Annotated in this window: 24 protein-coding genes; 15 read left to right on the forward strand and 9 right to left on the reverse strand. The window is 62.2% G+C overall.

All coding sequences use genetic code 11. The features are described from left to right. The first annotated feature begins 223 nt into the window (after nt 1–223). The 5 genes from EPN31_RS01405 (at nt 224) to EPN31_RS01425 (ending at nt 4322) form a co-directional block, all read left to right on the forward strand. On the forward strand, nt 224–1117 hold the full coding sequence (locus EPN31_RS01405; protein WP_291768398.1) for a shikimate dehydrogenase: 894 nt from the start codon (nt 224–226) through the stop codon (nt 1115–1117). 65 nt (nt 1118–1182) lie between these two features. Then, nucleotides 1183–1632, forward strand: a complete 450-nt coding sequence (gene aroQ, locus EPN31_RS01410) for a type II 3-dehydroquinate dehydratase (protein WP_291768401.1) — start codon at nt 1183–1185, stop codon at nt 1630–1632. 1 nt (nt 1633) lies between these two features. Continuing rightward, nucleotides 1634–2275, forward strand: a complete 642-nt coding sequence (locus tag EPN31_RS01415; RefSeq protein ID WP_291768404.1) for a TetR/AcrR family transcriptional regulator — start codon at nt 1634–1636, stop codon at nt 2273–2275. Between the two features lie 125 nt (nt 2276–2400). Continuing rightward, nucleotides 2401–3222 (forward strand): TIM barrel protein, encoded by an 822-nt coding sequence (locus tag EPN31_RS01420; RefSeq protein ID WP_291768406.1) that lies wholly within the window; start codon nt 2401–2403, stop codon nt 3220–3222. Between the two features lie 56 nt (nt 3223–3278). Beyond that, complete coding sequence (locus tag EPN31_RS01425) at nt 3279–4322, forward strand: Gfo/Idh/MocA family oxidoreductase (protein ID WP_291768408.1); 1044 nt, start codon at nt 3279–3281, stop codon at nt 4320–4322. Between the two features lie 64 nt (nt 4323–4386). Here the strand turns inward: EPN31_RS01425 and EPN31_RS01430 are convergent, their stop codons facing one another. After that, nucleotides 4387–5289 carry a LysR family transcriptional regulator gene (locus EPN31_RS01430; RefSeq protein WP_291768410.1) on the reverse strand — a complete coding sequence of 301 codons (903 nt, stop codon included), beginning with the start codon at nt 5287–5289 and terminating at the stop codon, nt 4387–4389. Nucleotides 5290–5409: 120 nt separating this feature from the next. Between EPN31_RS01430 and EPN31_RS01435 the strand changes: the two genes are divergently transcribed. From EPN31_RS01435 to EPN31_RS01450, 4 genes are read left to right on the forward strand one after another with little or no spacing between them, the layout of a single operon-like run. Continuing rightward, entirely contained in the window at nt 5410–6354 is a 945-nt protein-coding gene (locus tag EPN31_RS01435; protein WP_291768413.1) for a ketopantoate reductase family protein, read from the forward strand. After that, nucleotides 6351–6743: a VOC family protein gene (locus tag EPN31_RS01440; protein WP_291768415.1), complete on the forward strand. Its 393-nt coding sequence runs from the start codon at nt 6351–6353 to the stop codon at nt 6741–6743. The genes EPN31_RS01435 and EPN31_RS01440 overlap by 4 nt, the downstream gene beginning before the upstream one ends. 4 nt (nt 6744–6747) lie before the next feature. Continuing rightward, nucleotides 6748–7206: a MaoC family dehydratase gene (locus EPN31_RS01445; RefSeq protein WP_291768417.1), complete on the forward strand. Its 459-nt coding sequence runs from the start codon at nt 6748–6750 to the stop codon at nt 7204–7206. After that, nucleotides 7206–8426: a CaiB/BaiF CoA-transferase family protein gene (locus EPN31_RS01450; protein WP_291768419.1), complete on the forward strand. Its 1221-nt coding sequence runs from the start codon at nt 7206–7208 to the stop codon at nt 8424–8426. Before EPN31_RS01445 ends, EPN31_RS01450 begins: the two co-directional genes overlap by 1 nt. A gap of 34 nt (nt 8427–8460) precedes the next feature. Here the strand turns inward: EPN31_RS01450 and EPN31_RS01455 are convergent, their stop codons facing one another. Together EPN31_RS01455 and EPN31_RS01460 are read right to left on the reverse strand one after the other, a co-directional pair. Continuing rightward, complete coding sequence (locus EPN31_RS01455; protein ID WP_291768643.1) at nt 8461–9252, reverse strand: shikimate dehydrogenase; 792 nt, start codon at nt 9250–9252, stop codon at nt 8461–8463. Between the two features lie 106 nt (nt 9253–9358). Further along, on the reverse strand, nt 9359–10333 hold the full coding sequence (locus EPN31_RS01460; protein WP_291768422.1) for a LysR family transcriptional regulator: 975 nt from the start codon (nt 10331–10333) through the stop codon (nt 9359–9361). Between the two features lie 124 nt (nt 10334–10457). Here EPN31_RS01460 and EPN31_RS01465 point away from each other — a divergent pair, with 124 nt between their 5' ends. The 6 genes from EPN31_RS01465 to EPN31_RS01490 all read left to right on the forward strand — a co-directional run bounded on the left by EPN31_RS01465 (nt 10458) and on the right by EPN31_RS01490 (nt 16414). Beyond that, nucleotides 10458–11039, forward strand: coding sequence for an isocitrate lyase/PEP mutase family protein (locus EPN31_RS01465; protein ID WP_291768425.1), 582 nt, complete (start codon nt 10458–10460; stop codon nt 11037–11039). Nucleotides 11040–11228: 189 nt separating this feature from the next. After that, nucleotides 11229–12506 carry a sugar ABC transporter substrate-binding protein gene (locus EPN31_RS01470; protein WP_291768428.1) on the forward strand — a complete coding sequence of 426 codons (1278 nt, stop codon included), beginning with the start codon at nt 11229–11231 and terminating at the stop codon, nt 12504–12506. Between the two features lie 183 nt (nt 12507–12689). After that, entirely contained in the window at nt 12690–13610 is a 921-nt protein-coding gene (locus EPN31_RS01475; RefSeq protein ID WP_291768431.1) for a carbohydrate ABC transporter permease, read from the forward strand. A 3-nt stretch (nt 13611–13613) separates the two neighbouring features. After that, the gene (locus EPN31_RS01480; RefSeq protein ID WP_291768433.1) at nt 13614–14459 is read left to right on the forward strand and encodes a carbohydrate ABC transporter permease; all 846 of its coding nucleotides are present in this window, start codon (nt 13614–13616) and stop codon (nt 14457–14459) included. Nucleotides 14460–14557: 98 nt separating this feature from the next. Beyond that, nucleotides 14558–15229, forward strand: a complete 672-nt coding sequence (locus tag EPN31_RS01485) for an RraA family protein (RefSeq protein WP_291768436.1) — start codon at nt 14558–14560, stop codon at nt 15227–15229. 78 nt (nt 15230–15307) lie between these two features. Continuing rightward, nucleotides 15308–16414: an ABC transporter ATP-binding protein gene (locus EPN31_RS01490; RefSeq protein WP_291768438.1), complete on the forward strand. Its 1107-nt coding sequence runs from the start codon at nt 15308–15310 to the stop codon at nt 16412–16414. Here EPN31_RS01490 and EPN31_RS01495 read toward each other — a convergent pair. From EPN31_RS01495 to EPN31_RS01520, 6 genes are all read right to left on the reverse strand, one after another. Continuing rightward, nucleotides 16411–18009: a GMC family oxidoreductase gene (locus EPN31_RS01495; protein WP_291768440.1), complete on the reverse strand. Its 1599-nt coding sequence runs from the start codon at nt 18007–18009 to the stop codon at nt 16411–16413. The two genes, EPN31_RS01490 and EPN31_RS01495, sit on opposite strands and share 4 nt — an antisense overlap. 11 nt (nt 18010–18020) lie before the next feature. Continuing rightward, nucleotides 18021–18812, reverse strand: coding sequence for a shikimate dehydrogenase (locus EPN31_RS01500; protein ID WP_291768443.1), 792 nt, complete (start codon nt 18810–18812; stop codon nt 18021–18023). Between the two features lie 37 nt (nt 18813–18849). Then, the gene (locus EPN31_RS01505) at nt 18850–19614 is read right to left on the reverse strand and encodes an SDR family NAD(P)-dependent oxidoreductase (protein WP_291768446.1); all 765 of its coding nucleotides are present in this window, start codon (nt 19612–19614) and stop codon (nt 18850–18852) included. After that, complete coding sequence (locus EPN31_RS01510) at nt 19604–20602, reverse strand: NAD(P)H-quinone oxidoreductase (protein ID WP_291768449.1); 999 nt, start codon at nt 20600–20602, stop codon at nt 19604–19606. Before EPN31_RS01510 ends, EPN31_RS01505 begins: the two co-directional genes overlap by 11 nt. A gap of 256 nt (nt 20603–20858) precedes the next feature. Then, entirely contained in the window at nt 20859–22256 is a 1398-nt protein-coding gene (gene lpdA / locus EPN31_RS01515) for a dihydrolipoyl dehydrogenase (RefSeq protein WP_291768452.1), read from the reverse strand. A gap of 7 nt (nt 22257–22263) precedes the next feature. After that, nucleotides 22264–23538: a pyruvate dehydrogenase complex dihydrolipoamide acetyltransferase gene (locus tag EPN31_RS01520; protein WP_291768455.1), complete on the reverse strand. Its 1275-nt coding sequence runs from the start codon at nt 23536–23538 to the stop codon at nt 22264–22266. Nucleotide 23539: the final 1 nt, after the last annotated feature.

Genomic DNA, 23539 nt, shown 5'->3' on the forward strand with positions numbered 1-23539 from the left:
TATTGGAGACAACCATGAGAAATCACAATATGTACTATATAGTTAACTAGAAGATACTGTTTTTGATGATCAAATCACAGCGCTTTGTTCTTGAGGTAAATCAACGTTTTTCCCAGTAGAGATGCGACTTCATGTGTTTGACGGATCAGGATTGACGTACTATCTGACAACTCGTATATTACTCGAATGTACCAGATGGTACGCTACATGTTTACCCTAATCCATGCGACTCAAGACAGAAAAACCGGCCATGTTGCTCGGGCTCATCGGCGAAGGAATCGGGCAGTCCCTCAGCCCCACCCTATACGAAAATGAAGCCGCGCACCACGACATCCTATGCATCTACCAGCGCGTGGATCTGAACGAACTGCATCTGACCGCCGACGCCCTGCCCGAGCTCCTCACCGCTGCCGAACGCTTCGGGTTCCACGGGCTGAACATCACCCACCCCTGCAAACAGGCGGTCATTCCGTACCTGCACAGTCTATCCGATGAGGCCCGTACCATCGGCGCCGTGAACACGGTGGTCCTTCGCGGCGGCCAGCGGATCGGGCACAACACCGACCACTATGGGTTCACCCAGAACATCAAGACCAACCTGCGGGATCGGGCCATCGGGCATGTGGTACAGCTGGGCGCCGGCGGTGCCGGGTCGGCAGTCGCCGACGCGATCCTGCGGCTGGGCGCCACCAGCCTCACCCTGTTCGACCAGGTCAGCGACCGCGTCGAACACCTGGTCCATGCGCTGCAAGCACGCTTCCCACAAGCCAGGGTCAGTGTGGGCCATGATCTGGCGGGCGCCATGCACCAGGCCGACGGCCTGATCAACGCCACCCCGGTCGGCATGCGCACGCACCCGGGCACCCCCCTGCCGCCCGCCCTGCTGGAAAGCCGCCACTGGTTCGCCGAAATCATCTACTTCCCGCTGGAAACCGAACTGCTGCACATCGCACGGCAAAAAGGCTGCCATACAATCGACGGAATCGGCATGGTGGTGCACCAGGCCGCCCGCGCATTCGAGCTTTACACCGATGGCATCCCGGCCGACGTGACCCGCATGAAGGACCACATCACCGACGTGCTCTCGAAGCGCGCCAGTGCCGCAGGCCAGCACTGACCGATCACCCGGACCGGGACCTCGCACCCCCCACTCGAACTACTTTGACCCACGAGGCGACACCCATGAAGTTCCTCCTTCTGCACGGCATCAACCACAACATGTTCGGCAAGCGCGACCCCAAGCAGTACGGAACGATCACGCTGGAACAGATCGACGACAGGGTGCGCGGCCTGGCAAAGGAACTGGGCGTCGAACTCGAAACCTACCAGACCAACTTCGAGGGCGCCATGTGCGAGCGCATCCATCAGGCATACCTGGACGGCGTGGACGGCGTGATCATCAATGCCGGTGCCTGGACGCACTACAGCTACGGCCTACGCGACGCGCTGGCCATCCTGACCGTGCCCATCGTAGAGCTGCACATGTCGAACATCCATGCGCGCGAAGAGTTCCGCCACAAATCCGTTCTCGCTGAAATCTGCCTGGGCCAGATCGCCGGCTTCGGGGTCGACAGCTATCTGCTCGCGCTGCGCGCGGCGGTCTCGGCGGCACAAGCCCGGAAGGCTGCGTGACATGCCCAGGACCTCGGCGGCCGTCAGCCGCAGCAACGATCCGGCCGCGACGCGCCAGAACATCCTGGACGTCGCCATCCGTGAGTTTGCCAAAAAAGGCCTGGCTGGCGCCCGCATCGACGAAATCGCCGCCCAGACGGCCACCAGCAAGCGCATGATCTATTATTACTTCCAGAGCAAGCAGGGCCTGTACCTTGCCGCCCTGGAAGAGTCATACCGCGGCATTCGTCAGATCGAGGGCACGCTGCACCTGGAGGATCTACCGCCCATCGAGGCCATGCGCACGCTGGTCGGATTCACGTTCGACTACGAATCCCAGAACCAGGATTTCGTGCGTCTCGTCATGAACGAGAACATGCACTACGGGCACTATCTCAAGCAGTCCGATACCATCAACGACGTGAACTGGCCGGTCATCAGCAGCATCCGTGACATCTACGCCCGGGGCTGCAAGGAAAACCTGTTCAGAACCGGGCTGGATCCGGTCGACATCCACGCGTCGATCAGCGCACTGTGCTTCTACAACGTGTCGAACCAGTACACGTTCTCGCTCATCTTCCGGCGCGACATGATGTCCCCCGGAGCCTCCGCGAAGCGCCGCACCAGCGTCATCGACATGATCCTGCGCTACATGCAAGTCTGATCGGGCGAGACCGAGACACTGAGAAACACGAGGCGGAAGTGAGCTTCCGCTCTTTTTGAATATAAATGTACTATACAGTTCGTATAAGAGGCTTCCACCTCTCCCCTCATTGAAGGATGAGCATCATGCAAAGAAGTTATTCCCTCGCTCATTTGACCGTTCTGGAACTGGACCCGCCCACCATGATCAGGGCGGCAGCCCAGGCCGGATATCAGGGGTGCGGACTGCGCCTGCTGCCTTTCGCACCGGGCGGCACCGCCTACCGGCTGATGGACGACCCAGCGTCGCTGCGCAACACACTGGCTTGCATGCAGGACACCGGGCTCCGCATCCCGGACATCGAAATCATCCGGATCGAAGGCCCTCTGGACGTGCGTTCCTATCTGCCGTTCTTCGAGGCCGGACAGAAGCTGGGCGCGCGGCACGTGCTGGTCACCGGAGAAGACCCCGACCAGAACCGCCTCATCGAGTCGTTCGCACGCCTGTGCGAAGCCTGCAAGCCATACGGACTGACGGCCGACATGGAGTTCATGCCCTGGATGACCGCCGACTCCGTCCGCACAGCGCGCAAGATCGTCGAAGCGGCCGGCCAGGACAACGGCGGCATCCTCATCGACCCGATCCACTTCCAGCGTTCGACCAGTACGCTGGCCGACATCCAGCAACTGCCGGACCGCATGATCCATTACGTCCAGATCTGTGACGCGCCGGCCAAAGGGCCGACGGACACCGACGGGCTCATTCACGCCTCCCGCCACGAACGCCTGCTGCCGGGTGAAGGCGACATTCCGCTGAAAGACATGTTCCGGTGCTACGCTCCCGATCTCACCATCAGCGTGGAAATCCCCAACACGAAACGGCGCGCACAGGTCGGCACACAGGCGTGGATCACGCAATGCCTGCAGACTTCGAGAAAAGTCGCCAACGCCGCGACGACGGCCCATTAGCATCAAGGACCGGAACCGACAATCACATCTGGGATCAGACAGGAGGAGAAAAAGTCATGACCACCACCCGTATCGCCGTCGTGGGCGCCGGCTATATCGGCAGGGCTCATATCGAAGCCGCGCGACAGAGCGAGACCTGTTCCCTGTCGGCGATCGTGGACCCGGTACCGGCCTCCGGGCAGCTTGCCGCGGACTTCGGGGTGCCGCTGTATGCAACGATCGACGAACTGCTGGCAAAGGACCGGCCCGATGGCGTCGTCATCGCGACCCCCAATCACCTGCACGTGGCGCACGCCCTGCAGTGCATCGCGGCCGGGCTGCCGATGCTGCTGGAGAAACCGATCGCGCCCACGGTCCCGGAGGCCGAATCACTGGTGCGGGCCGCCGACGAGGCGGGTGCCAGGATCCTCATCGGTCACCACCGGGCGCACAGTCCCATCATGGCCAAGGCCTGCCAGGTCATCCAGTCCGGCGTGCTGGGCCGGCTGGTGACCGTGACGGGCAGCGCGCTGTTCCTGAAGCCTGACCACTACTTTGCCGATTCGCCCTGGCGCAGCCAGCCGGGGGCCGGGCCCGTGTTGCTGAACATGATCCACGAGGTCCACAACATGCGCATGCTGTGCGGCGAGATCGCCAGCGTACAGGCGTTCGCCTCCAATCAAGTGCGCCAATTTGCCGTTGAAGACACGGTGGCCATCAACCTGCGATTCGCAAACGGTGTCCTGGGGACGTTCATGCTGTCCGACACCGCAGCCAGTGCGCGGAGCTGGGAACAGACTTCACAGGAAAACAAGGCCTATCCGACCTATGAAGACGAGGACTGCTATCTGGTGGCCGGCACGAACGGCAGCCTGGCAATCCCCACGATGCGCCTGAAAACCTACCCTCGCCCAGCGGACCGATCTTGGTGGAAGCCGTTCGAGGTCGGGGTCGTCGGGATGGTGCGCGAGGATCCGATCAAGCGCCAGATGGAGCACTTCGGCGCCCTGGTACGTGGCGAAGCGGACCCCTTGGTGTCGGCGCTTGACGGACTGCAGAACTTGCGCGTCACGGAAGCGATCGTGGCGGCTGCGAAGTCGGGGTCCACGGTCGAACTCTGACTTCAACCTCTCGGTGTCGGCGCGGTGACGACGCTTCGGGGCGTTTCGGGGCCTATAGGAGGCTTCACACCCCGAACAACTGCACTACCACGCCCCTCAACCAGCGGTTTCCCGGCTCATGGTGATAGCGCGTGTGCCAATGTTGACGCACAGGAAACCCGTCGATGGTCAGCGGACAGTTCAGCACCTGGATGCCGCTGGCTTGCGCAAGCGTCTCGCCGATGTGGCGCGGCAGTGTGGCGATCAGGTCGGTTGTCTGAATGATGGCGCCCAGCCCGAGAAAACCCGGCAGTTCAAGCACGACATTGCGATGCACGTCCTCGCGTGCCAGCGCCTGATCCAGCAACTGGGCGCCCGTCCCGGCGGCAACCGCTACATGCCCTTGCTCACGATACTGTTTCATGGTGAGACGACCGTGCAACCGGGAATGCTCCTGGGTGGCCAGGCACACCCAGTCCTGGTCATACAGATGCTGCTGATACATTCCGCCACTGAGCCAAGGCACATAACCAATGGCAAGATCAGCCTCGCCCGATTCCAGCGCCTGCTCGGTACGGCCGTCGATTCTCACGGCATCCAGCCGCACGCCAGGCGCCTGTTCCCGGACGTGCGCCAGCAAACGCGGCAGCAAGGTAATGTGACTGGCGTCCGTCATGCAGATGCGAAAGCGCCGCCGAGCGGTCCCCGGGTCAAAGGCGACGTCCCAAGCGGCGAGCCGCCGCATCATCTCGAGGATTTCGCGGCAGGTTCCAATCAGGGCATCCGCTTGCGGGGTGGGGACCATCCCGCGCGGGGTGCGGACGAAGAGCGGGTCGCGCAGGTACGCACGCAGATGCCGCAGCCAGATGCTGATGGTGGGCTGGCTCTGCCCCAAGCGCTCGGCCACGCGCGTCACGCTGCGCAGGTCGTAGAGCAGATCGAAGAGCTGCAGCAGCTTCAAATCCGGAACATCGCCAAGCGCCGCCATGACGGCCTCCATTATTTATTTTCACAATGTACAGATTGTGATCATTGTATTGTCAACATGACTGGTCTCGCCTATCGTTGGTGGCACGATCGTGGACTGCATCCACTCAGGAGAACAGCATTGAAAATCGCAATTCTCGGGTCCGGCGCCCTGGGCTGCACCTTTGGAGCAGCCCTGACCGAAGCCGGCCATGAGACCTGGCTGGTGGGGCGGTCGGCCGCCCACACAGAAGCCATGCGGCAAAACGGTCTGCAGGTAGAAGACGCCAACGGCACGCGCCGCGTCGCGGTCCATGCCACCAACCAGGCCGCCGAAGCGGGTCCCGTCGATCTCGTAGTCGTCCTTGTGAAATCGATGCAGACCGAGGCCGCCATGCGCGGCGCGCTTGCGCTGGTGGGGCCGGACACCCTGGTGATGTCCTTGCAGAATGGCCTTGGGCATGAAGAAATCCTCAGCCAGATTGTCGGGCGCGAGCACGTGCTGGCCGGCAAGACATATGTGGGCGGAGTGCTGCTCGGCCCCGGCCGTGTCCTGTCGGGCATCCAGGGCAAGCCCACCCTCATCGGCGAGCTCGACGGCGGGATCACACCGCGCGTGCAGCGTATTGCCGAAGCATTCAACGGAGCCGGGCTGGTCACCACCATCAGCAACAACATCATCGGCACCATGTGGGACAAGCTGCTCATCAACGTTGCCACCGGCGCACTGAGCGGAATCACCCGGCTCACCTACGGCCAGCTCTACGATGAGCCGCTGTTGAAGGCTACCGCGCTGGCGGCCGTCGCCGAGGCGATGGAGGTTGCCGGCGCCATGGGTATCCGCCTGTCCATCACACAGCCCGAGCAGGCGTGGGAGATGGCCTCCAAAGGGCTGCCCTACGCCTTCAAGGCCTCCATGCTGCAGAGCCTGGAAAAAGGTTCCGTCACCGAGGTCGATTTCGTCAACGGATCGGTCGTACGCTATGGTCAGTCGGCGGGGGTCGCCACGCCGGTGAATGTGACGCTCGTGGCCTGCCTAAAGGGCGTGGAGCGGGCAATGAAAGACCAACAGGGAGCCTCGCAATGAGCACGCCGAAAACGTACGTGGAACATGTCGCCATTCGGGTGCGGGACATCCACTGGCACCTCCGCTTCTTTGAACAGGTCCTGGGCATGACGCTGCGCGAGATCCGGGGAACGCCGGAAGCGCCCACGCAATGCTGGACCCACGAGGGAATACAGCTCATTCACGCGCCACAACAGGCCACCGCACACGGGCCACTCGCGCACATCGGGATCATGTGCGAAGACCTGGAAGCCTCACTGGCCCTGGCCCAACGGCACGGTGTCGAAGTGACCGAGGGAAAACGCGACTGGCTCCAGCTGCCTGACGGCATTGTCATCGAACTCATCCAGGCCAGCCCTGCCGGCAGTGTGTCGCAGGTACTGGCCGTCAACCCTAGAATGAAGCCATAGCCACATGTCAGCCGCTGAAAAATACTGGGACGATGCTCAAGTGGGCGACGAATGCGACAGCCCCAGCTACCGGGTCACAAAAGAACGCATTCTCGCCTACGCCGACCTGACCGGCGACCACACGCCCGTGCATGTGGACGAGGCCTACGCCAAGGCCAGCCACTTCGGGGGCCTGGTCGCGCACGGCCTGTTCGGCCTGTCCATCGCGGACGGACTCAAGACCCAGAGCGACTACCGCTTCCTGCCGGGCATGTCGCTGGGCTGGACCTGGGATTTCCGCCAGCCCATCCGGGTGGATGACGTGCTGCACGTCCATTTTCGCGTGGATTCGATGCGCGCCAGCAAGAGCAAGCCGGATTGGGGCATCGTCGTGCTCGCCTCCGATCTGATCAACCAGGACGGACTGACCGTCCAGAGCGGCGAACACCGCCTGATGGTGCCGCGCAAACCAGGAGCATTCTGATGCAGGCCAGTCCTCTCAAGGGCATTCGCGTCGTCGACTACAGCCACTTCCTGGCGGGCCCGTATGTCGGGCGCTGCCTGGCCGCGATGGGCGCGGAAGTCATCAAAGTCGAGCGCCCAGGCGCGGGCGACGCCGGCCGCCGCCACTCCGCGATCCTGGATGATCAGCAAAGCGGCTACTTCCTGCAGCTCAACATGGGCAAGAAGGGCGTGAGCGTCAATCTCAAGGACCCGCGTGGCAAGGATTTCATGCTGCGCCTGTGCGATTCGGCAGATGTCTTCATCGAAAACTACAGGCCCGGTGTCCTCGACAAACTGGGGTTCGGCTTCCAGGCGCTTTCACAGCGCAACCCGAAGCTCGTGTACTGCTCCATCTCGGCCTACGGGCATACGGGCCCCGACTCCCATCGTGCGGGCTTCGGGCTGATTGCGGAAGCCAAGAGCGGGATCATGCAGATGGTGGGCACGCCCGACGCGCCGCCCCCCATGCTGCGCATCGCGCTGGGCGACATGTACACCGGGATTCACGCGGTCGCGGCCATCAATGCGGCCCTGCTTGGCCGCACGACCAGCGGTCGCGGCCAGCACATCGACATGGCCATGTATGACGCACTGGTGTCCATGCACGACTACGCCGTACAGTGCTACACGCTGCAGGGTCAACTGCCCGAGCCGGCCGGACACGATCTGCCGACCTCGACGCTCTACGGGTCCTTCCGGGCATCGGACGGTGACCTCGTGATCGCCGCGCAAGTGGACGACGCCTGGAAGCGGTTCGCCGCACTCATCGAGACCCACGGCGGACCGGGCGGGTTTGGCACGGACGTGCGGTTTCACACTACAAACGGTCGCAACGCCCACAGGGCTGAGATTCTTGCTGTCGTAGAGCCGTGGGTCGCGGCGCGACCCGTCGCACAAGTGCTGGGACTGCTGGATGCAATCGATGTCCCCTGTGCCAAGATCCAGCGCATCGACGAAGTGCTGCGCGACCCGCAGATCGAGGCCAGGGGCATGGTTCTCGAGCAACACCACCCACGCTATGGGACGCTGAGGCTGCCCAATCTGCCGTTCCGGTTTTCGGATTGCGAGTCGACTGTCCCCGACGTCGCGCCCGATCTGGGGCAGCACAACGCCGAAGTCGCCCGGTCGCTGGGTTTCAGCGACGCGGAAATCGACGCGATGGAACGCGACGGCACGCTGTATTCCAGAGGGGGTACGTAGCCGCCGCGCGCGTCGCGAGCCACCGACCCAGTTCTCATTCCGTATAGAAACGGAGCATGTGCTGGGCCACGCAGGCGAACATTTCCGGCCCCGTGACTGTGCGGCAACCGGCGGCCCGAGCGGCAGCAATCAGCGGCGAAATCTCCGGAACCGTGATGGCATCCCCCACCACCATGTGGGCCGTCAATGACGCGATCCGCACCGGACAGGGATCCTCTGCCCGCATCCCCATGGGCGTCGCATTGACCACCACGTCCATCCCGGCTGGGTCTGCGGACGCAGCAGAAACGGCGCCAAGCTTCAGCGTGGACAATCGATCTACCAGGTGCTTTCGACGATCGCCATCCTGGTCGCAGATCGCCAGCGACCCCACGCCCGCCGCCAGGAGCGCCTCGGCAATCGCTGACCCGGCACCCCCCGCCCCCACGACCAAGACGCGCACTCCATGCGGATCCAGCCCCGTCTTGCGCAGCGCCTGTACGAACCCCAGCCCGTCGACCTGATCGCCAAACCAGGTCCCATCGGCCCGACGTCGGGCGACGTTGACCGCCCCAAGCAGCCGGGCCCTGGGCGTCAGATCGTCACACTGCTCGGCGATACTGAACTTGTGCGGTACCGTGGCGATCACCCCGTCGACATTCTGTGTCGCCTTCACGCCCGCGAAAAAGGTGGCGAATGCTTCGCGGCTGACGTGAGCAGGCAATACCACCGCATCCATGCCCAGGGTCCCGAACCCGGCCGTCATTCCGCCGGGTGACTTCACTTGCTCGATGGGGTCACCGACGATGTAGTAAACCCGCGTTTTTCCAGACAAACTCAGCACGATTTTCGGTCCTTGGTTTTCCCGCCGGGCTCCGCCGGCGCAGGAACCGTATCACGCTACTGCCTGGGCGGCGATCCGGCAAGATCTGCGCCGCCGCACCGCTGCCGTACTACGGCGCCACATCCTCCACCTCCGCCTCCCGGGTCTGCTGGCGTGCGCTGCGCTTCAATGCATCGATCAGCAACCCCGCCGACGGTGACAAGTCGGACCCCCGGCGCGTCACCAGCTCGTAGGGCTCGGTGCGCGCCCGGATGGTCACCGGCAAAATGGACACAAGCCGTTTGGCGGCAAAGATCTCGGCTGTTTCCCGGGAGACCAGACTGACCAGGCCGGGGTCCGCGTTCAGCAAGAGGATAGTGACGAAAGTCGATGAGGCTTCGATCGGATGCGTGGGCATCTCCAGTCCCTGCTCCATGAGTTCCCGTTCGAGCAACCGCTGAGCCGGCATGCGGTTCGGGTACAGCACCCAGCGGCGGGTGCACAGATCCGCCAGGGATGACACTCCGCCCCGCGACAGCGGGGAGTCGGGCCCGGCCACGACGGCAATCCGCTCAGCGCCGAATTCGACACGATCGAAGATGTCCGGATTCGCACAGACGGCGGTCCGGCAGATGGCCACATCCAGCAGGCCCTCGCTCAGGTCCGCGAGCAGAGAGGCGCTTGTGCCTTCCCGAAGCTTCACAGTGATTCCGGGGTGGTTGCGCTGCATGTTGATCACGGCCCGCACCGCAATGGTTGGAAAGGCGCCGGCAACGGCGCCCAGAGACACCGTACCGCCCTGCCCGGCTTCCAGCGCCCGGACCTCCGCGGACATTCGGGCCAGTTCGGCGGACATGACGCGGGCATACCGGATGACGCATCGGCCAGATGGCGTGGCCACTACGCCATGGGCGGAACGCTCGAACAACTGGACGCCGATGGCGGATTCCACCTCCAGCAGAATCTTGGTGACAGCAGGCTGGGTCAGGCACAGAAGATCGGCCGCTCGATGCATGGACCCGGATTCATCCAGTGTGATGAGAACCCGCAGGTGGCGAAAACGCAGCTTGGTTACCAGGGCCTGGATGTCTTCTGTCGTGTCCATATGGGTCATAACGATTCCTCATCACCGGATGTCTCATTGTCACTATCGGCGCCACAGGTGTCCAGATACACTCAAAACCACTGAATACACAGCGTTTGATTTCCTGATTCAATGGAGCGCCGCAATGACCGCTGAGGGTCCGTGCCTGGCCGAACGACTCGATCGCGGAGATTTCATCGTCGCCCCAGGGTGTCACGATGCACTGGGTGCCAGGATTCTCGCGCAGGCTGGATTCGGGGCGATCTATCTGTCGGGCAATGGGCTGTCGGCGAGCCTGCTGGGCGCACCCGACATCGGCCTGCTGACGCTGACGGAAATGGCTGAACGCGCCCGCGCGGTTGCGGCGGCCGTGCCGGTGCCGGTCATTGCGGACGCCGACACGGGATACGGGAATCTGAACAATGTCGCCCGTACCGTGAAACTCTACGAGCAGGCCGGGGTGGCCGCGCTGCACCTCGAAGACCAGTCCACCCCCAAGAAATGCGGCGCGATGGATACGCTGAGCCTGATCGACGCCGACGAACACGCCGAAAAGATCCGCGCGGCTACTGCGGCTCGCACCCATTCCCGATTCCTGATCATCGGCCGGTCGGACGCGCGCGCATCGCTGGGGCTAGACGAAGCCATCCGCCGAGGGCAGACCTATGCGCGGGCTGCCAGCCGCCGAGCAAGCGACTTCGCTGGACGAATACCAGAAGATCCTTGATCTGAACGCCTATCACTGAACTAGCGTCAGACGATCATATCGAAAGCAGCGCGCCAGACGAAACAGAGGAATACCGAACAAACAAATCACGGTTAGGAGACTCCGACAGCCAGCAACAAGATGAATGTCGAAGCCGCTTATACGCAGGCATCATCAACAAAGCCACCGGAGTGGCTGTAGGAGACTGACATGAAGTTTTTGTGGAGTTGTATCAAGATACCGGCGATAGTTGCCGCCGCGGCTTTCGCATTCGGAAGCCCCGCCTCGGCAAAAGAAGATCCGCTGGTCGTGGCACTCATCACCAACATCAGCGACTACCACACGGTAAAGCCGTTGATGGACAAGTGGACCAAAGAGACCGGCCACCCGGTGAAGATCATCGAGGAGAGCACGGAAACCTATCTGACGAACTATATACTCGCAGCCCGCACTGGCACTCCAAAGCTGGACGTCGTGTACTTCTGGGATTATTCAACGGGTTCGCTTTATCCGTTTCTGACTCCGCTGGATGGCAGCGCCGATCCAGCCTTGAAACTGAGCAAAACCGATGAAGACGACTTCATAAAGCCTTTTCTCGACCCTTACAATGGCCACCTGTATTCCATCCCGTACAGCATCGATGTGAGGCTGCTCTATTACCGGACTGATCTGTTCAAGAAGGCCGGGATCTCCGAGCCCCCAAAAACGTGGGATGAGTTGATGGCCGATGCCAAGGCCCTGACCAAAGACACGAACGGCGGTGGCGTCACCAACCAATGGGGCTTCGTATCAGTGGGCAAGCCGGCCGGTTTCTGGAACATCTCCACCTTCACGGATTTCCTGGTCCAGGCAGGCGGACACCTCTTCGTCGACGGAAAGCCGGCGTTCGATACCCCGGCCGGCGTGAAAGCACTGCAGTTCTACGTGGATCTCTACAACTCGGTGATGCCGCCGGATTCCACAACGTACACCAGCAGCAACGTCCATACCGGCTTCCTGAACGGCTCGTTCGCGATGGCCAACCACTGGCCCTATATGCAAGGCATGATCGAGCAATCGAAGCTGGCCGGCAAGACAGGGTATGCGATGGAGCCGACGCCACCGGGCGGGATCCACGGCACAATGACCAACACGTGGGGCTTCGGCATCATGAAGAACTCCACCCAGAAGAAGCTCGCGTTCGACTTCATCAAGTGGATGACGAGCACACAATCGGGCATCTATGAGTTCAGCAAGCAGCAGGATTACTCGCTGAGAAAGTCCGTGTATGCCTCACCTGAAGCAAAGGCACTGGTGCCGGCAAGCTATTGGGACTTTTCTCAGTTTGTCTTCAAGGTCATGCAGGGTAACCAGCCCGTTCGCCCGCCATCACAACAAGCAGCACAGGTACTGCTGGAACAGATCGACAACGCTCTGCACCGCAAGGTCACGCCGCAACAGGCTCTGGATACCGCAAAACAGAAGATAGAAGCCCTGCCAAAGGCGTAGGAACCCTGCTCTGCAATATTTGCGCAACATGGCAGCGTGTACCCGATGCCGTCGGCGCGACGGCACGGATCGTGTCCCGCCTCCGGGAGAATCTCGCAATACCCGGGGGCGGGACATGGCACGAGCATCCTATGATCGGTCGGGGAACGTATCTCCTATTTCATCCGGACAGATGAGGGCCATGTGGCTAACCTGAGAGACAAGCTTCAAGATTGCATCCGGCGATGGACGACCGAGACGGACGCCGTCGGCTTGTTGTTCACGATTCCAGGTCTGCTTCTCCTGGTGGCAATACTGGCCTACCCGGTGTTCCAGGGCCTCTGGCTGAGTCTGCAGCACTACGATCTGTCCAGTATCGCCGCACCTTTTTTCGTCGGCCTGCAAAACTACATACAGGCCTTCCACAGCGACGATTTTCTCGCGGCGCTCTGGCATACCCTGTATATCGTCGCGGTTGCGCTCGTGCTGGAATTTGTCCTGGGCCTGGCACTTGCCCACCTCTTCAATCAGGAGTTTCCGTTTCGGCGCATCCTGCTGGGTCTCATCCTAGTTCCCTGGATGGTCGCCCCGGTCGTTGCCGCGCTCGTATGGTCGCAGCTTCTCAACGAGAGCTACGGAATCGTCAACTATTTCCTCTTGAAGACGGGGCTGGTCCACCACAGCGTCGGCTGGCTGACGAATCCCACGCTAGCCTTGCACGTCATGATAGGAGTGGACGTCTGGCATGAGACCCCATTCGTCTTCATCATCCTGCTGGCGGGTCTCCAGGGAATCAACAAAGATGTGTACGAAGCGGCGGAGCTCGATGGAGCCGGACCATGGCAGCGCCTTTGGTTCGTCACGCTGCCAATGTTGCGCCCGGCCATCGCCTTGGCCCTGCTTCTGAGAACCATGATCGCCCTGCGATTCTTCGATATCCCCTGGATCATGACAGGGGGCGGGCCCGCGGGTGCGACGGAGGTGCTCGGCACCCGATCCTACGAAGCCGCCTTCATGTCGTTCAAGCTGGGGTATGGGTCCGCCATCGCCACTGTGATTCTCATCCTCTCGTTGATCTTATCTTTGGCATACATAAAGATCCTGTACAAGAAAAGGGCGTCATAAGCCATGGGCCACAATGAATCGTCTCGCGGCAGGAAACTCGTCTATCTGGTGATCGCGCTGATAGCCGCCGGAATTTCACTTCTGCCGGTGATATGGCTCGTCTTCACGTCGTTCAAAGATCACGACGAGATATTCGCATCGACACCGACACTGGTACCGCATCACTTCACCGCCATCCAGTACATCAATCTCTTCGTCAAAGACGACTATGCCCAGTACATATGGAACAGCATCGTCATTTCCGCAATAACCACCGCCGTGGTATTGCTGCTTGGCATTCTGTCCGCATTCGGCTACTCCAAATTTTTCAGCTTCAAGGGCAAAAACACGATGTTCCTGTTCGTGCTGATTTCCAGGATGTTGCCGCCGATTGCCATCGTGGTGCCGCTTTACGTCCTATTTGCCGCATTTGGCCTTTTGAACACGAGACTCGGGCTGATTTTCATCAATTCGGCAATCGCCTTGCCGCTGGCGATATGGATGCTGACCACGTTCTTTGACGACATTCCGAAGTCACTGATCGATGCCGCCAGGATCGATGGGTGCAATTCGTTTGGCATACTCTGGTACGTCATCATCCCGCTATCGAAATCTGCGATAGCAAGCACCGTCACCATCACCTTTCTGACTGCGTGGAACCTGTTCCTCATACCGCTGATTTTCGGCAAGAGCGACAGTACTCAATTGTTGCCTGTGGCGATTTCCAAACTTGCATACGGCGAGTATGGAACCGCCTGGGGAGGACTTGCCGCCCTGTCGGTGGCAATGATCGTGCCCGTCGCGCTGATCGGGTTGTTCGGCCAGCGATATCTAGCCTCCGGACTGACCGCGGGAGCCGAGAAGGGCTGACCATCGACGGCGGATGATGGCTCCGAATTCGCCCGTCATATGCCGCGGCTTTCACACCGACTGGAGCCAGCGACGGATTCTTATCACGTGAGGAAGAAATGCTCAAACAGATCAATGAATTCAACAGAGACCGGGACATGCTCGAACAGTTCGACAGCATCTTGTCGACCTATTCGATCTCGGCCGTGATCGCCGATTCACAGTACAGAACCGGCGTGATGGATAGCGGCATCAAACCCGTCTTCCGTGCAAAGGTTTGCGGCCAAGCCGTCACCGTCCAGCTCTCGAAAGGAGATCTGGTCGACCCATTGAAGGCTTTGGAGGTCTCCCAGCCGGGAGACATCATCGTGGTGGACGCCGGCGGTGATCTCAATACATCAGTATGCGGCGGACTCATGGGAGGGTTGGCCAAGAATCGCGGAATCAGGGGCATGATCGTCGACGGCGCGGGCCGTGACATCGATGAGCTGGAAGACATTCATTGGCCCATCTGGGTCAGAGCGGTTACTCCGCGCGGCACCCACACCATGTTCTCGGGCCGAAAGGACGAGCTGTCCATCAACGTACCGATCTCGGTGGGTGGAGAACTGGTCAAGCCGGGGGACTTCATTGTCGCGGATCTCCTGGGCGTGGTGGTCGTGCCGTATGAAAACGCGCGAGAGGTCGTGCAAAAGGCCAGGGAGCAGGCGGCGCGCGAAGCGGCAACTCGCGAGCAAGTTGCACAGGGGGCCACGGTGGATGAACTACTTGCCAAGTTTGGCCGCATATAGGTCTTGGAAGCCGGGTACCCATCAGACTGCTGCAGACCAGGACCCCCTAGAGCCCTGAACAACAAAGGACATCGTTTCATGGCAATCGTAGAACTCCGACAAGTCAGCAAGCGTTATCCTGGTGCGGAACAATTAGCGGTGGATGACTTCAACCTGGTGACGAAAGACGGTGAATTCATCGTGTTGGTCGGTCCTTCCGGCTGCGGCAAGACGACGACGATGCGCATGATTGCGGGCTTGGACCGGCATACTCATGGGCAAATCCTTATCAATGGGCGCGATGTCAGTGGTGTCCCGGCCAAGGATCGCGATATCGCCATGGTGTTCCAGAGCTACGCCCTATACCCGCATATGACTGTGCGCGAAAACATGGGGTTCTCGCTCAGGCTGAAAAGATACGGCAAGACGGATATCAGCAAGCGAGTCAATGAGACCGCCGCAATACTGGGCATCGAGAAACTGCTTGACCGCAGGCCCAAGGATCTGTCGGGTGGCCAGCAGCAGCGTGTGGCGCTGGGACGCGCGATCGTACGCCAACCGCAAGTCTTTCTGATGGACGAACCACTGTCGAATCTCGACGCGAAGCTTCGGGTGGACATGCGGGCCGAGATCGTCAAATTGCACCACCAGCTTGGTGTCACGACGTTTTATGTCACCCACGACCAGATCGAAGCCATGACCATGGGCCAGCGTATCGCCGTCATGCGAGACGGCGTCATCCAGCAACTAGATCCACCCAACAGCCTTTACAAGAAACCGGTCAACGTCTTCGTGGCGGGATTCATCGGTACACCGTCCATGAATTTTCTTGCCGCCATCGTCGATGGCAATCGCGTGTCTGGAAAAGGCTTCTCGTTGCTGCTCGACGATGCGAAGCACAGCGCCATCGGCGAACGCGCGGAAGTATTGGTGGGCATTCGGCCAGAACACCTTCATTCAGCAACCGCAGGCGCGCTCGATCTGAAATTCACGGGTGCGATCGAGGTGGTGGAGCCTGTGGGCTCGTTCACCATGATCCAGGTTCGCGTCGGTGATACCGTCTTGACAGCGCAAATCGGATCGTCGGAACCCGCCAAGATCGGCGACCCCGTCGTACTCACCTGCCAATCGAACCAGATTTACTTGTTCGATCCACGGACTGATCTGGCATTGAGCGGAATCGACGGCCAATCGGAAACACACTAGGATGCATCCTGCAGGATCAGATCCGCGCCCTTCTCTGCCACCATCATGACGGCGCCCTGGGTATTGCCGGATACCATGGCCGGCATGACCGAAGCATCCACGACTCGCAAGCCGGACAAGCCCTTTACCCGCAGCCGAGAATCGACCACCGCCAGCGGATCGGCACCCATGTGGCAGGTACCGATGGGGTGATAAATGGTCTGCCCGTTGGTGCGCGCAAAGTCCAGCCACTGCTCGCGCGTACGGATCTCCGCACCCGGGCTGATTTCCTGGGCAACGTAGCGGGCCATCGAGGGTTGGGCCACGATACGCCTGGCCACCTCCATGCCGCCGATCAGGCTGTCCTGATCCTCCTCGCAGTCCAGGAAATTGGGACGTATCGACGGGCCGTCAAACGGGTCGGCGGTGCGGACATGGATGCTGCCTCTAGACTGAGGCCGCATCTGCGCGACGCCCATTGTCATTCCCGGTAAATGATCCAGAATGCGCTCGGCAGCGTTGGAATAGCTCGCGTGCATGAAGAAATACTGGACGTCGGGCGCCGTCAGCTCGGGGCGGCTTCTGATGAAGCCAAACACCAGTCCCGTTCCCAGGGTCAGGATTCCCGTATGGCGGGTGAAATACTCTCCTACCGCCAGCGCAAGCCGCCAGCCCCGGGTCAACTCGTTGAGCGACTGCGTGTGATGCACCCGCCAGTTCATGCGCGTGCAGAAGTGATCGATGTAGTGCTCGCCCACACCGGGCAGGTCATGACGCACGGTCACACCCGCACGCTGCAGGATTTCGGGGCAGCCGATGCCGGACAGCTCCAGGATCTGCGGGGTCTGTATCGCACCCGCCGCCATGATGACCTCGACCCGGGCCTGGACCGGGACATCCTGTCCATTCTGGCGATAGGTCACTCCCGTGCACCGGTTACCCGCTTCATCCAGGTCCACGCGAAGCACATGCGCCCGCGCCCGGATGGTGAGATTGGGCCTGCCGCGCGCGGGCTTCAGGTATCCATCGACCACGCTCCAGCGCCGCCCGCGGTGCTGCGCCACCTGATAATAGCCAAAGCCCTCTTGTGAGGCGCCGTTGTAATCGGGATTCAGTGGCTGGCCGTCCTCGCGGGCGGCCGCCAGCATGGCAGCCGACAGCGGATGCCTTTCCGCCACCTCGGTGATGTGCATGGGTCCGTCGTGCCCGCGCAAATCGCCGCCCCCGGCATAGTTTTCAAACCGGCGGAAATACGGCTCGACATCGGACCACGCCCAGCCCGAAGCGCCCAGTTCATTCCAGCGATCGTAATCGGAGGGTTGGCCACGGACGAAGATCATGCCGTTGATCAGCGTGGACCCACCCAGCCCCTTGCCGCGCGGCACCGCGATGCGTCGGTTCAGCGTATTGGACTCCGGCTCCGTCTCGAAGCGCCAGTTGAAGCGCGGGTCCACCAGCAGCTTGCTGAAACCGGCCGGGATCGGAATCCAGAATCCCTGTTCGTCGGTACCGGCCTCCAGCATCAGCACGGTATGCCTGCCGGACGCCGTCAGGCGGTTGGCCAATATGCACCCGGCCGTCCCGCCACCGACGATCACGTAATCGAAGGTTTCCATGGTGACTGCCCTCAGGCCTGATCCAGCATGAAGCGCACCATCAGAACCACCTGACAGTCCAGCATATGACGGCCATAGTGGACGGTGCAGCCACGCTGGCGGGCCGCTTCAAGCAAGGGGGTGACTTCCGGCTTCATGATGATTTCGGCCACCAGCGTCCGCGGCTCCAGCCCGGACACGTCCATCGGCAGCGGATCCTCGGGCCGCATCCCCAGCGAGGTCGCATTCACGACCATGTCATAGCCCCGGGGATCCGCATCGCCAACAGCGATGTCGGCCTGCGGCAAAGCGCGCCGAACGTGCTCCACGACTGTCTCCGCCTTTGCTCGGGTCCGATTGGCCACGGTTACTCGGCGTGCGCCGGCACCCGAAAGAGCAAACGCGATCGCTGACGCGGCACCACCTGCCCCAAGCAGCAACACCCGCTTGCCGTCCGGATCATGACCCTGTGCCAGCAATCCGCCCACGAACCCGGCCCCATCGAACATCTCACCCATCAGGCGGCCATCCACAGTCCGGCGGACCGTGTTGACCGAACCGATGGCACGCGCTGCGGGCCCAAGCTCGTCACACAGGCTGGCCATCGCGATCTTGTGAGGCACAGTCACAACGAAGCCGCTCAGGTTCTTCATGCGGCGCAGCCCGCTCAGGACTTCCTCCAGATCCGTAGAAGCCACATGCATGGGCACCAGAATGGCATCCAGACCGTGCGCCGCAAAATGTTCATTCAGAACCTGGGGCGTCCTGACCTGCGCCACAGGGTCCGCGAGGATTGCAAACAAACGCGTGTTTCCCGTAATCATCCCTTTTCTCCGTCTTGTGCCGGGGGGCTGCGGACCGTCAGGTCATCAGCCAGCCGCCGGCCACGTCCACGACCTGGCCGGTCACGAAGCCGGCCTCCGGCGACGTCAGAAAGGCGCAGACCTCGGCGACTTCGGAAGGTTCGCCCAAGCGCCGCAACGGTGTCTCGCGGATGATGGCATCGTTGGCCGTACCGGCCACCGTTTTCAGCAGCGGTGTATTGATGCGCCCCGGCGCAATGGCATTGACGGTAATGCCGTGCGGCCCCAACTCCGCGGCCGCATGGCGTGTAAAGCCGATCAGCGCGGCCTTCGTGGTGCTGTAGTGCACGGCGACGATGTCGGTCAGCGGTGCCTTGCCCGCGACGGAGGACATCGAGACGATGCGGCCGAATCGCCGTTCCTGCATGCCGGGCGCCAGCAGGTGTGTCAGATAGAAGGCCGCATTCAGGTTGACCCCCACGACTCGGTCCCACTCCGCGGGATCCATCGCAGCAATCGTGGCCGGATGCCCGTCGTGCTTGGGGGAGATACCTGCATTGTTCACCAGCGTGTCGATCGGACCCAGCACGCTGCAGATTCTCTCGACCGCGTGCTGGCAGCCATCGGGTGTACCCACGTCCGCCGCCACGAATACCACCGTGTGACCCTGTTCACGCAAGCGTCGGCACATGGCGTCGCCACGGGCCTCGTCCAAGTCCACGATCCCGACATGCGCGCCTTCTGCCACATAGCGATCCACGATGGCACTGCCGATGCCGCCCGTGCCCCCCGTCACCAGGACGACTCTGCCCTCATGCCTCATCTTTTCCCCCATTGACATCGAGAATGATCTTGCCGATATGCCGGCTGCTTTCCATCAGCTCGTGCGCGGCGCGTGCCTCAGCCAGCGGGAATACCCGGTGGATGACCGGCAGGCAGCGCCCCGATTCCAGGATGGGCCAGACATTGGATTCCACCGATGCCGCCAGCTCAGCCTTTTGCTGCACCGACCGCGCCCTCAAGGTGGACCCCGTGAAAGTCAGACGGCGGAGCATGATGGGCATGGCATCCAGCTCCACGCGGCTACCCTGCAGAAAGGCAATCTGTACCAGCCGCCCCTCCAGTGCCAGACACCGGATGTTGCGCGGGATGTAGTCTCCGCCCACCATGTCCAGCACCACATCGACCCCCTTGCCGCCGGTCTCCCGGGCCACCACCTGGACGAAATCCTCGTCGTGGTAATTGATCGCCACGTCAGCCCCGAGCCCTCGGCAGGCTTGCGCCTTGTCCGCATTGCCCACGGTCGTCAGGACTCGGGCGCCATGCGCCTTGGCAAGCTGGATGGCCGTCAGACCGATGCCGCTGGAACCGCCGTGCACCAGCACGCTTTCACCCGCCTGAAGCCGGCCGCGCTGAAACAGATTCGTCCAGACGGTAAAGTACGTCTCCGGCAAAGCGCTGGCCTGGACCATGGACAGCCCGTGGGGCACCGGAAGGCAATGGCCGGCATCCACCACGCAATACTCGGCGTAGCCGCCACCCGGGGTCAATGCACAAACGCGATCGCCCGCTTTCCAGCGCATGACGCCCGTGCCCACCCGAACAATCTCCCCGGATACCTCCAGCCCCAGATACGGCGAGGCATCGGGCGGTGGCGGGTAGGATCCCGACCGCTGCAGAACATCCGGGCGATTGACTCCCGCGTAGTGCACCGCGATGAGCACCTGTCCGGATCCCGGCTCCGGCACCGGGGCATCCACGAGCCTCAGGACGCTCGCATCTCCGCCCTCACCATGGTCGATCAATCTCATACCTGTATCCTCAATATTGAAGCGCTTCAAAAAGCGTATCAAAAAACGGCCGGATCTGTCAGGCACGAAGTCCCACACGTCCAGCCTTCTTCGGGTGAAGCCGCACCATGCACCCGCTGCGGCAACTGCAACAACACTTTAGCGCAACAAAATCCATCCGGCCACAAGCAATCGCAACACAGGTACGAGCCGGGCCGCCCGGCCACCGCCAACGAACCAAGCGGAGAACAGTCACGGCGACTCGTTCAAAGGATCTCTAGATGTGCAATGCCCGTTCATACGCCGCGAGAACAGCCTCATGCATCGCCTCGGACTGCGTGGGATGCGGGAACACCGTCCGCATCAGATCCTCCTCGGTCGCCTCCAGCCCCATGGCGACCGCATAGCCATGGATCATCTCCGTCACCTCGGCCCCCACCATATGAGCACCCAGGAGTTCGCCACTGGCCGCGTCCATCACGACCTTGACAAAACCCTCGGTATCGCCGAGGGCAATTGCCTTCCCGTTGGCGGCGAATGGGAAGCGGCCCACACGCACCTCACGGCCCCCGGCATGCGCCTGTGCCTCTGTCAGGCCCACATGCGCTACCTGTGGATGGCTGTATGTGCAAGCTGGAATCCGTGTTGCGTCCAGCGGATGCGGCTTGCCTCCAGCAATGGCCTCCACACAAGTTACCGCCTCATGCGAGGCCTTGTGTGCCAGCCACGGGGCGCCCGCCAAGTCGCCAATGGCATACACCCCCGGCTCATGCGTGGCACCCAGAGCGTCCGTCAACACATGAGAGCGCTCCACTCTGACCGCTGTCCGCTCCAGGCCCAGGCCCTCGTAGTTACCGACGATGCCGGCCGCAACCAGAACCACCTCCGCTTCCAGAGGTTGGGCTACCCCCTGAAGCATGATCCGCCACACGGCGCCGACCCGCTGGCTGCCGGCAACGCGCGCACCAAGATGAATCTCCATGCCCTGCTTACGCAACGAGGCTGCAACAAAAGCGGAGACTTCCTCGTCTTCTGGGGGCAGGATGCGGTCGGCCATTTCCACGATCCGCACCTGAACACCCAGCGCGTGATAGAAACTGGCGAACTCAACGCCGATCGCCCCGGCTCCGATGACCACCATGCGCGGTGGCAGAAATCGGGGAGACAGCGCTTCGCGGTAATACCAGACGCTGGCCGGATCGGGGTCCAGACCCGGCAGCACCCGCGCTCTGGCACCCGTTGCCAGAATGATGTGCGCCGCTCGAAGCGAGGACTCACGGCCGGATGCCTGTGACCCTTCGAGCCGGATGGCACCACCGCCTGCCAGGCTCGCGCAAGCGCGAATCACTTCGACGCCGTTCTTCTTCAGTAAATAGGAAACGCCGCGCTGCAGCTCTCCCGCCACCTTGCGCGAGCGGCCAACCATGGCCGGCAGGTCGGCCACGGGCTGCCCCACCGTCACCCCGTAGCGATCGGCCATTCGGACCAGCCGCAGCACGTCGGCGGACCGGAGCAAGGCCTTGGTGGGAATGCATCCCCAGTTCAAACACACCCCGCCCAGCTCGGCCTGCTCCACCAGCGCCGTGCGCAATCCCAGTTGTGCGGCCCGGATGGCGGCCACATAGCCACCCGGGCCGCCGCCAATGACCGCCACATCGTAATCAACCGATTTCATGATGTCTTCAGACCAGAGCCGCCAGAGGGTTTTCGATGATGCGACGGAAGGCGCCCAGCCATTCGGCGGCCACCGCGCCATCAATGGCGCGGTGATCGACGGACAACGTGACGATCATCATCGGCGCCACTTCCACGACGCCATCCGGACCCGCCACCACTCGCTGCTCGATGGCTCCAACCGCCAGAATGGCGGCCTGCGGCGGATTGATGATGGCGGCAAACTCCGTCGTCCCGTACATGCCCAGGTTGCTGATCGTGAAACTGCCCCCCTGGTACTCTGGCGGCGAGAGCCTGCCTTCGCGAGCTCGGGCGGCCAGGGCGGCGATCTCCGCGCTGACCCGCGACAGGGACTTGTCCTGGACGCCGCGAACGACCGGGGTGATCAGCCCGGAAGGCGTCGAGACCGCCACCGACAGATCCACCCCGGAATGGCGGATCAACGCATCGTCGGTCCAGCTGACATTCATGTCCGGGTGCTCCGTCAAGGCCACGGCCACCGCCTTGACCACGATGTCGTTGATGGACACATGGCGCCCGCCTTCGTTGATCTGCCGGCGCAGCGCGGCAAGCGCCTGCATGCGGCACTCGGACCGAAGATAAAAGTGCGGGATTGTGGTCTTGCTCTCGAGCAGGCGCCGGGCGATCGTGCGCCGCATGGCGGAATGAGGAACCGCGACGTCGCCCGGCGCCAGCGAGGCAGCCCGCGAAGCCACCGGCTCCGCCGGGACGGCGGGCGGGACGGCTGCCGCGGCGCGCGCAAGCGCCGCCTGGACGTCACGCTTCACGATCCTGCCGTGAGGACCGCTGCCGGCCAATCCCTGCAGGGGCAGACCCGCCCGCGCAGCCAGCCTGCGTGCGAGCGGACTGGCAAACACCCGCTCCGGCGCCGCGTCAGTCAATGACGACTGAGGCACCGGGGGAACAGCGGGCGCGGACGCCACTGGCACGCCCTGGCTGCCCGTCCCCGCCAGCGCCACTTTCGTCGCCGCCGCCCCAGCCGGTTGCCCCGACAGCAGCGCGTCCACATCGGTGGCCTGCTCACCGGGCGCGAGCAGGACCGCCACCGGCGCACCCACCCGGGCGGCCTGACCCGCCGGGACCAGGATGCGTCCAAGTTGCCCCGCTGATTCAGAGGTCAGCTCGACGACCGCCTTGTCCGTCTCGATTTCCGCCACGCATTCACCAACCGCGATGGCGTCACCTTCCGCTTTCGCCCAGGCGACAATGACCGCCGATTCCACATTGGCCGATACCTCCGGCATCCGCAACAGAGTCGCCATG

This window comes from Castellaniella sp. (genome assembly GCF_004321985.1).
Classification (GTDB): domain Bacteria; phylum Pseudomonadota; class Gammaproteobacteria; order Burkholderiales; family Burkholderiaceae_B; genus Castellaniella.

Bases quoted from the DNA above. Each gene is read 5' to 3' on its own strand.
- EPN31_RS01405 (WP_291768398.1), top strand. From the start codon at position 224: ATGCGACTCAAGACAGAAAAACCGGCCATGTTGCTCGGGCTCATCGGC.
- aroQ (WP_291768401.1), top strand. From the start codon at position 1,183: ATGAAGTTCCTCCTTCTGCACGGCATCAACCACAACATGTTCGGCAAG.
- EPN31_RS01415 (WP_291768404.1), top strand. From the start codon at position 1,634: ATGCCCAGGACCTCGGCGGCCGTCAGCCGCAGCAACGATCCGGCCGCG.
- EPN31_RS01420 (WP_291768406.1), top strand. From the start codon at position 2,401: ATGCAAAGAAGTTATTCCCTCGCTCATTTGACCGTTCTGGAACTGGAC.
- EPN31_RS01425 (WP_291768408.1), top strand. From the start codon at position 3,279: ATGACCACCACCCGTATCGCCGTCGTGGGCGCCGGCTATATCGGCAGG.
- EPN31_RS01430 (WP_291768410.1), bottom strand. From the start codon at position 5,289: ATGGCGGCGCTTGGCGATGTTCCGGATTTGAAGCTGCTGCAGCTCTTC.
- EPN31_RS01440 (WP_291768415.1), top strand. From the start codon at position 6,351: ATGAGCACGCCGAAAACGTACGTGGAACATGTCGCCATTCGGGTGCGG.
- EPN31_RS01445 (WP_291768417.1), top strand. From the start codon at position 6,748: ATGTCAGCCGCTGAAAAATACTGGGACGATGCTCAAGTGGGCGACGAA.
- EPN31_RS01450 (WP_291768419.1), top strand. From the start codon at position 7,206: ATGCAGGCCAGTCCTCTCAAGGGCATTCGCGTCGTCGACTACAGCCAC.
- EPN31_RS01460 (WP_291768422.1), bottom strand. From the start codon at position 10,333: ATGGACACGACAGAAGACATCCAGGCCCTGGTAACCAAGCTGCGTTTT.
- EPN31_RS01465 (WP_291768425.1), top strand. From the start codon at position 10,458: ATGACCGCTGAGGGTCCGTGCCTGGCCGAACGACTCGATCGCGGAGAT.
- EPN31_RS01470 (WP_291768428.1), top strand. From the start codon at position 11,229: ATGAAGTTTTTGTGGAGTTGTATCAAGATACCGGCGATAGTTGCCGCC.
- EPN31_RS01480 (WP_291768433.1), top strand. From the start codon at position 13,614: ATGGGCCACAATGAATCGTCTCGCGGCAGGAAACTCGTCTATCTGGTG.
- EPN31_RS01485 (WP_291768436.1), top strand. From the start codon at position 14,558: ATGCTCAAACAGATCAATGAATTCAACAGAGACCGGGACATGCTCGAA.
- EPN31_RS01490 (WP_291768438.1), top strand. From the start codon at position 15,308: ATGGCAATCGTAGAACTCCGACAAGTCAGCAAGCGTTATCCTGGTGCG.
- EPN31_RS01495 (WP_291768440.1), bottom strand. From the start codon at position 18,009: ATGGAAACCTTCGATTACGTGATCGTCGGTGGCGGGACGGCCGGGTGC.
- EPN31_RS01500 (WP_291768443.1), bottom strand. From the start codon at position 18,812: ATGATTACGGGAAACACGCGTTTGTTTGCAATCCTCGCGGACCCTGTG.
- EPN31_RS01505 (WP_291768446.1), bottom strand. From the start codon at position 19,614: ATGAGGCATGAGGGCAGAGTCGTCCTGGTGACGGGGGGCACGGGCGGC.
- EPN31_RS01510 (WP_291768449.1), bottom strand. From the start codon at position 20,602: ATGAGATTGATCGACCATGGTGAGGGCGGAGATGCGAGCGTCCTGAGG.
- lpdA (WP_291768452.1), bottom strand. From the start codon at position 22,256: ATGAAATCGGTTGATTACGATGTGGCGGTCATTGGCGGCGGCCCGGGT.
- EPN31_RS01520 (WP_291768455.1), bottom strand. From the start codon at position 23,538: ATGGCGACTCTGTTGCGGATGCCGGAGGTATCGGCCAATGTGGAATCG.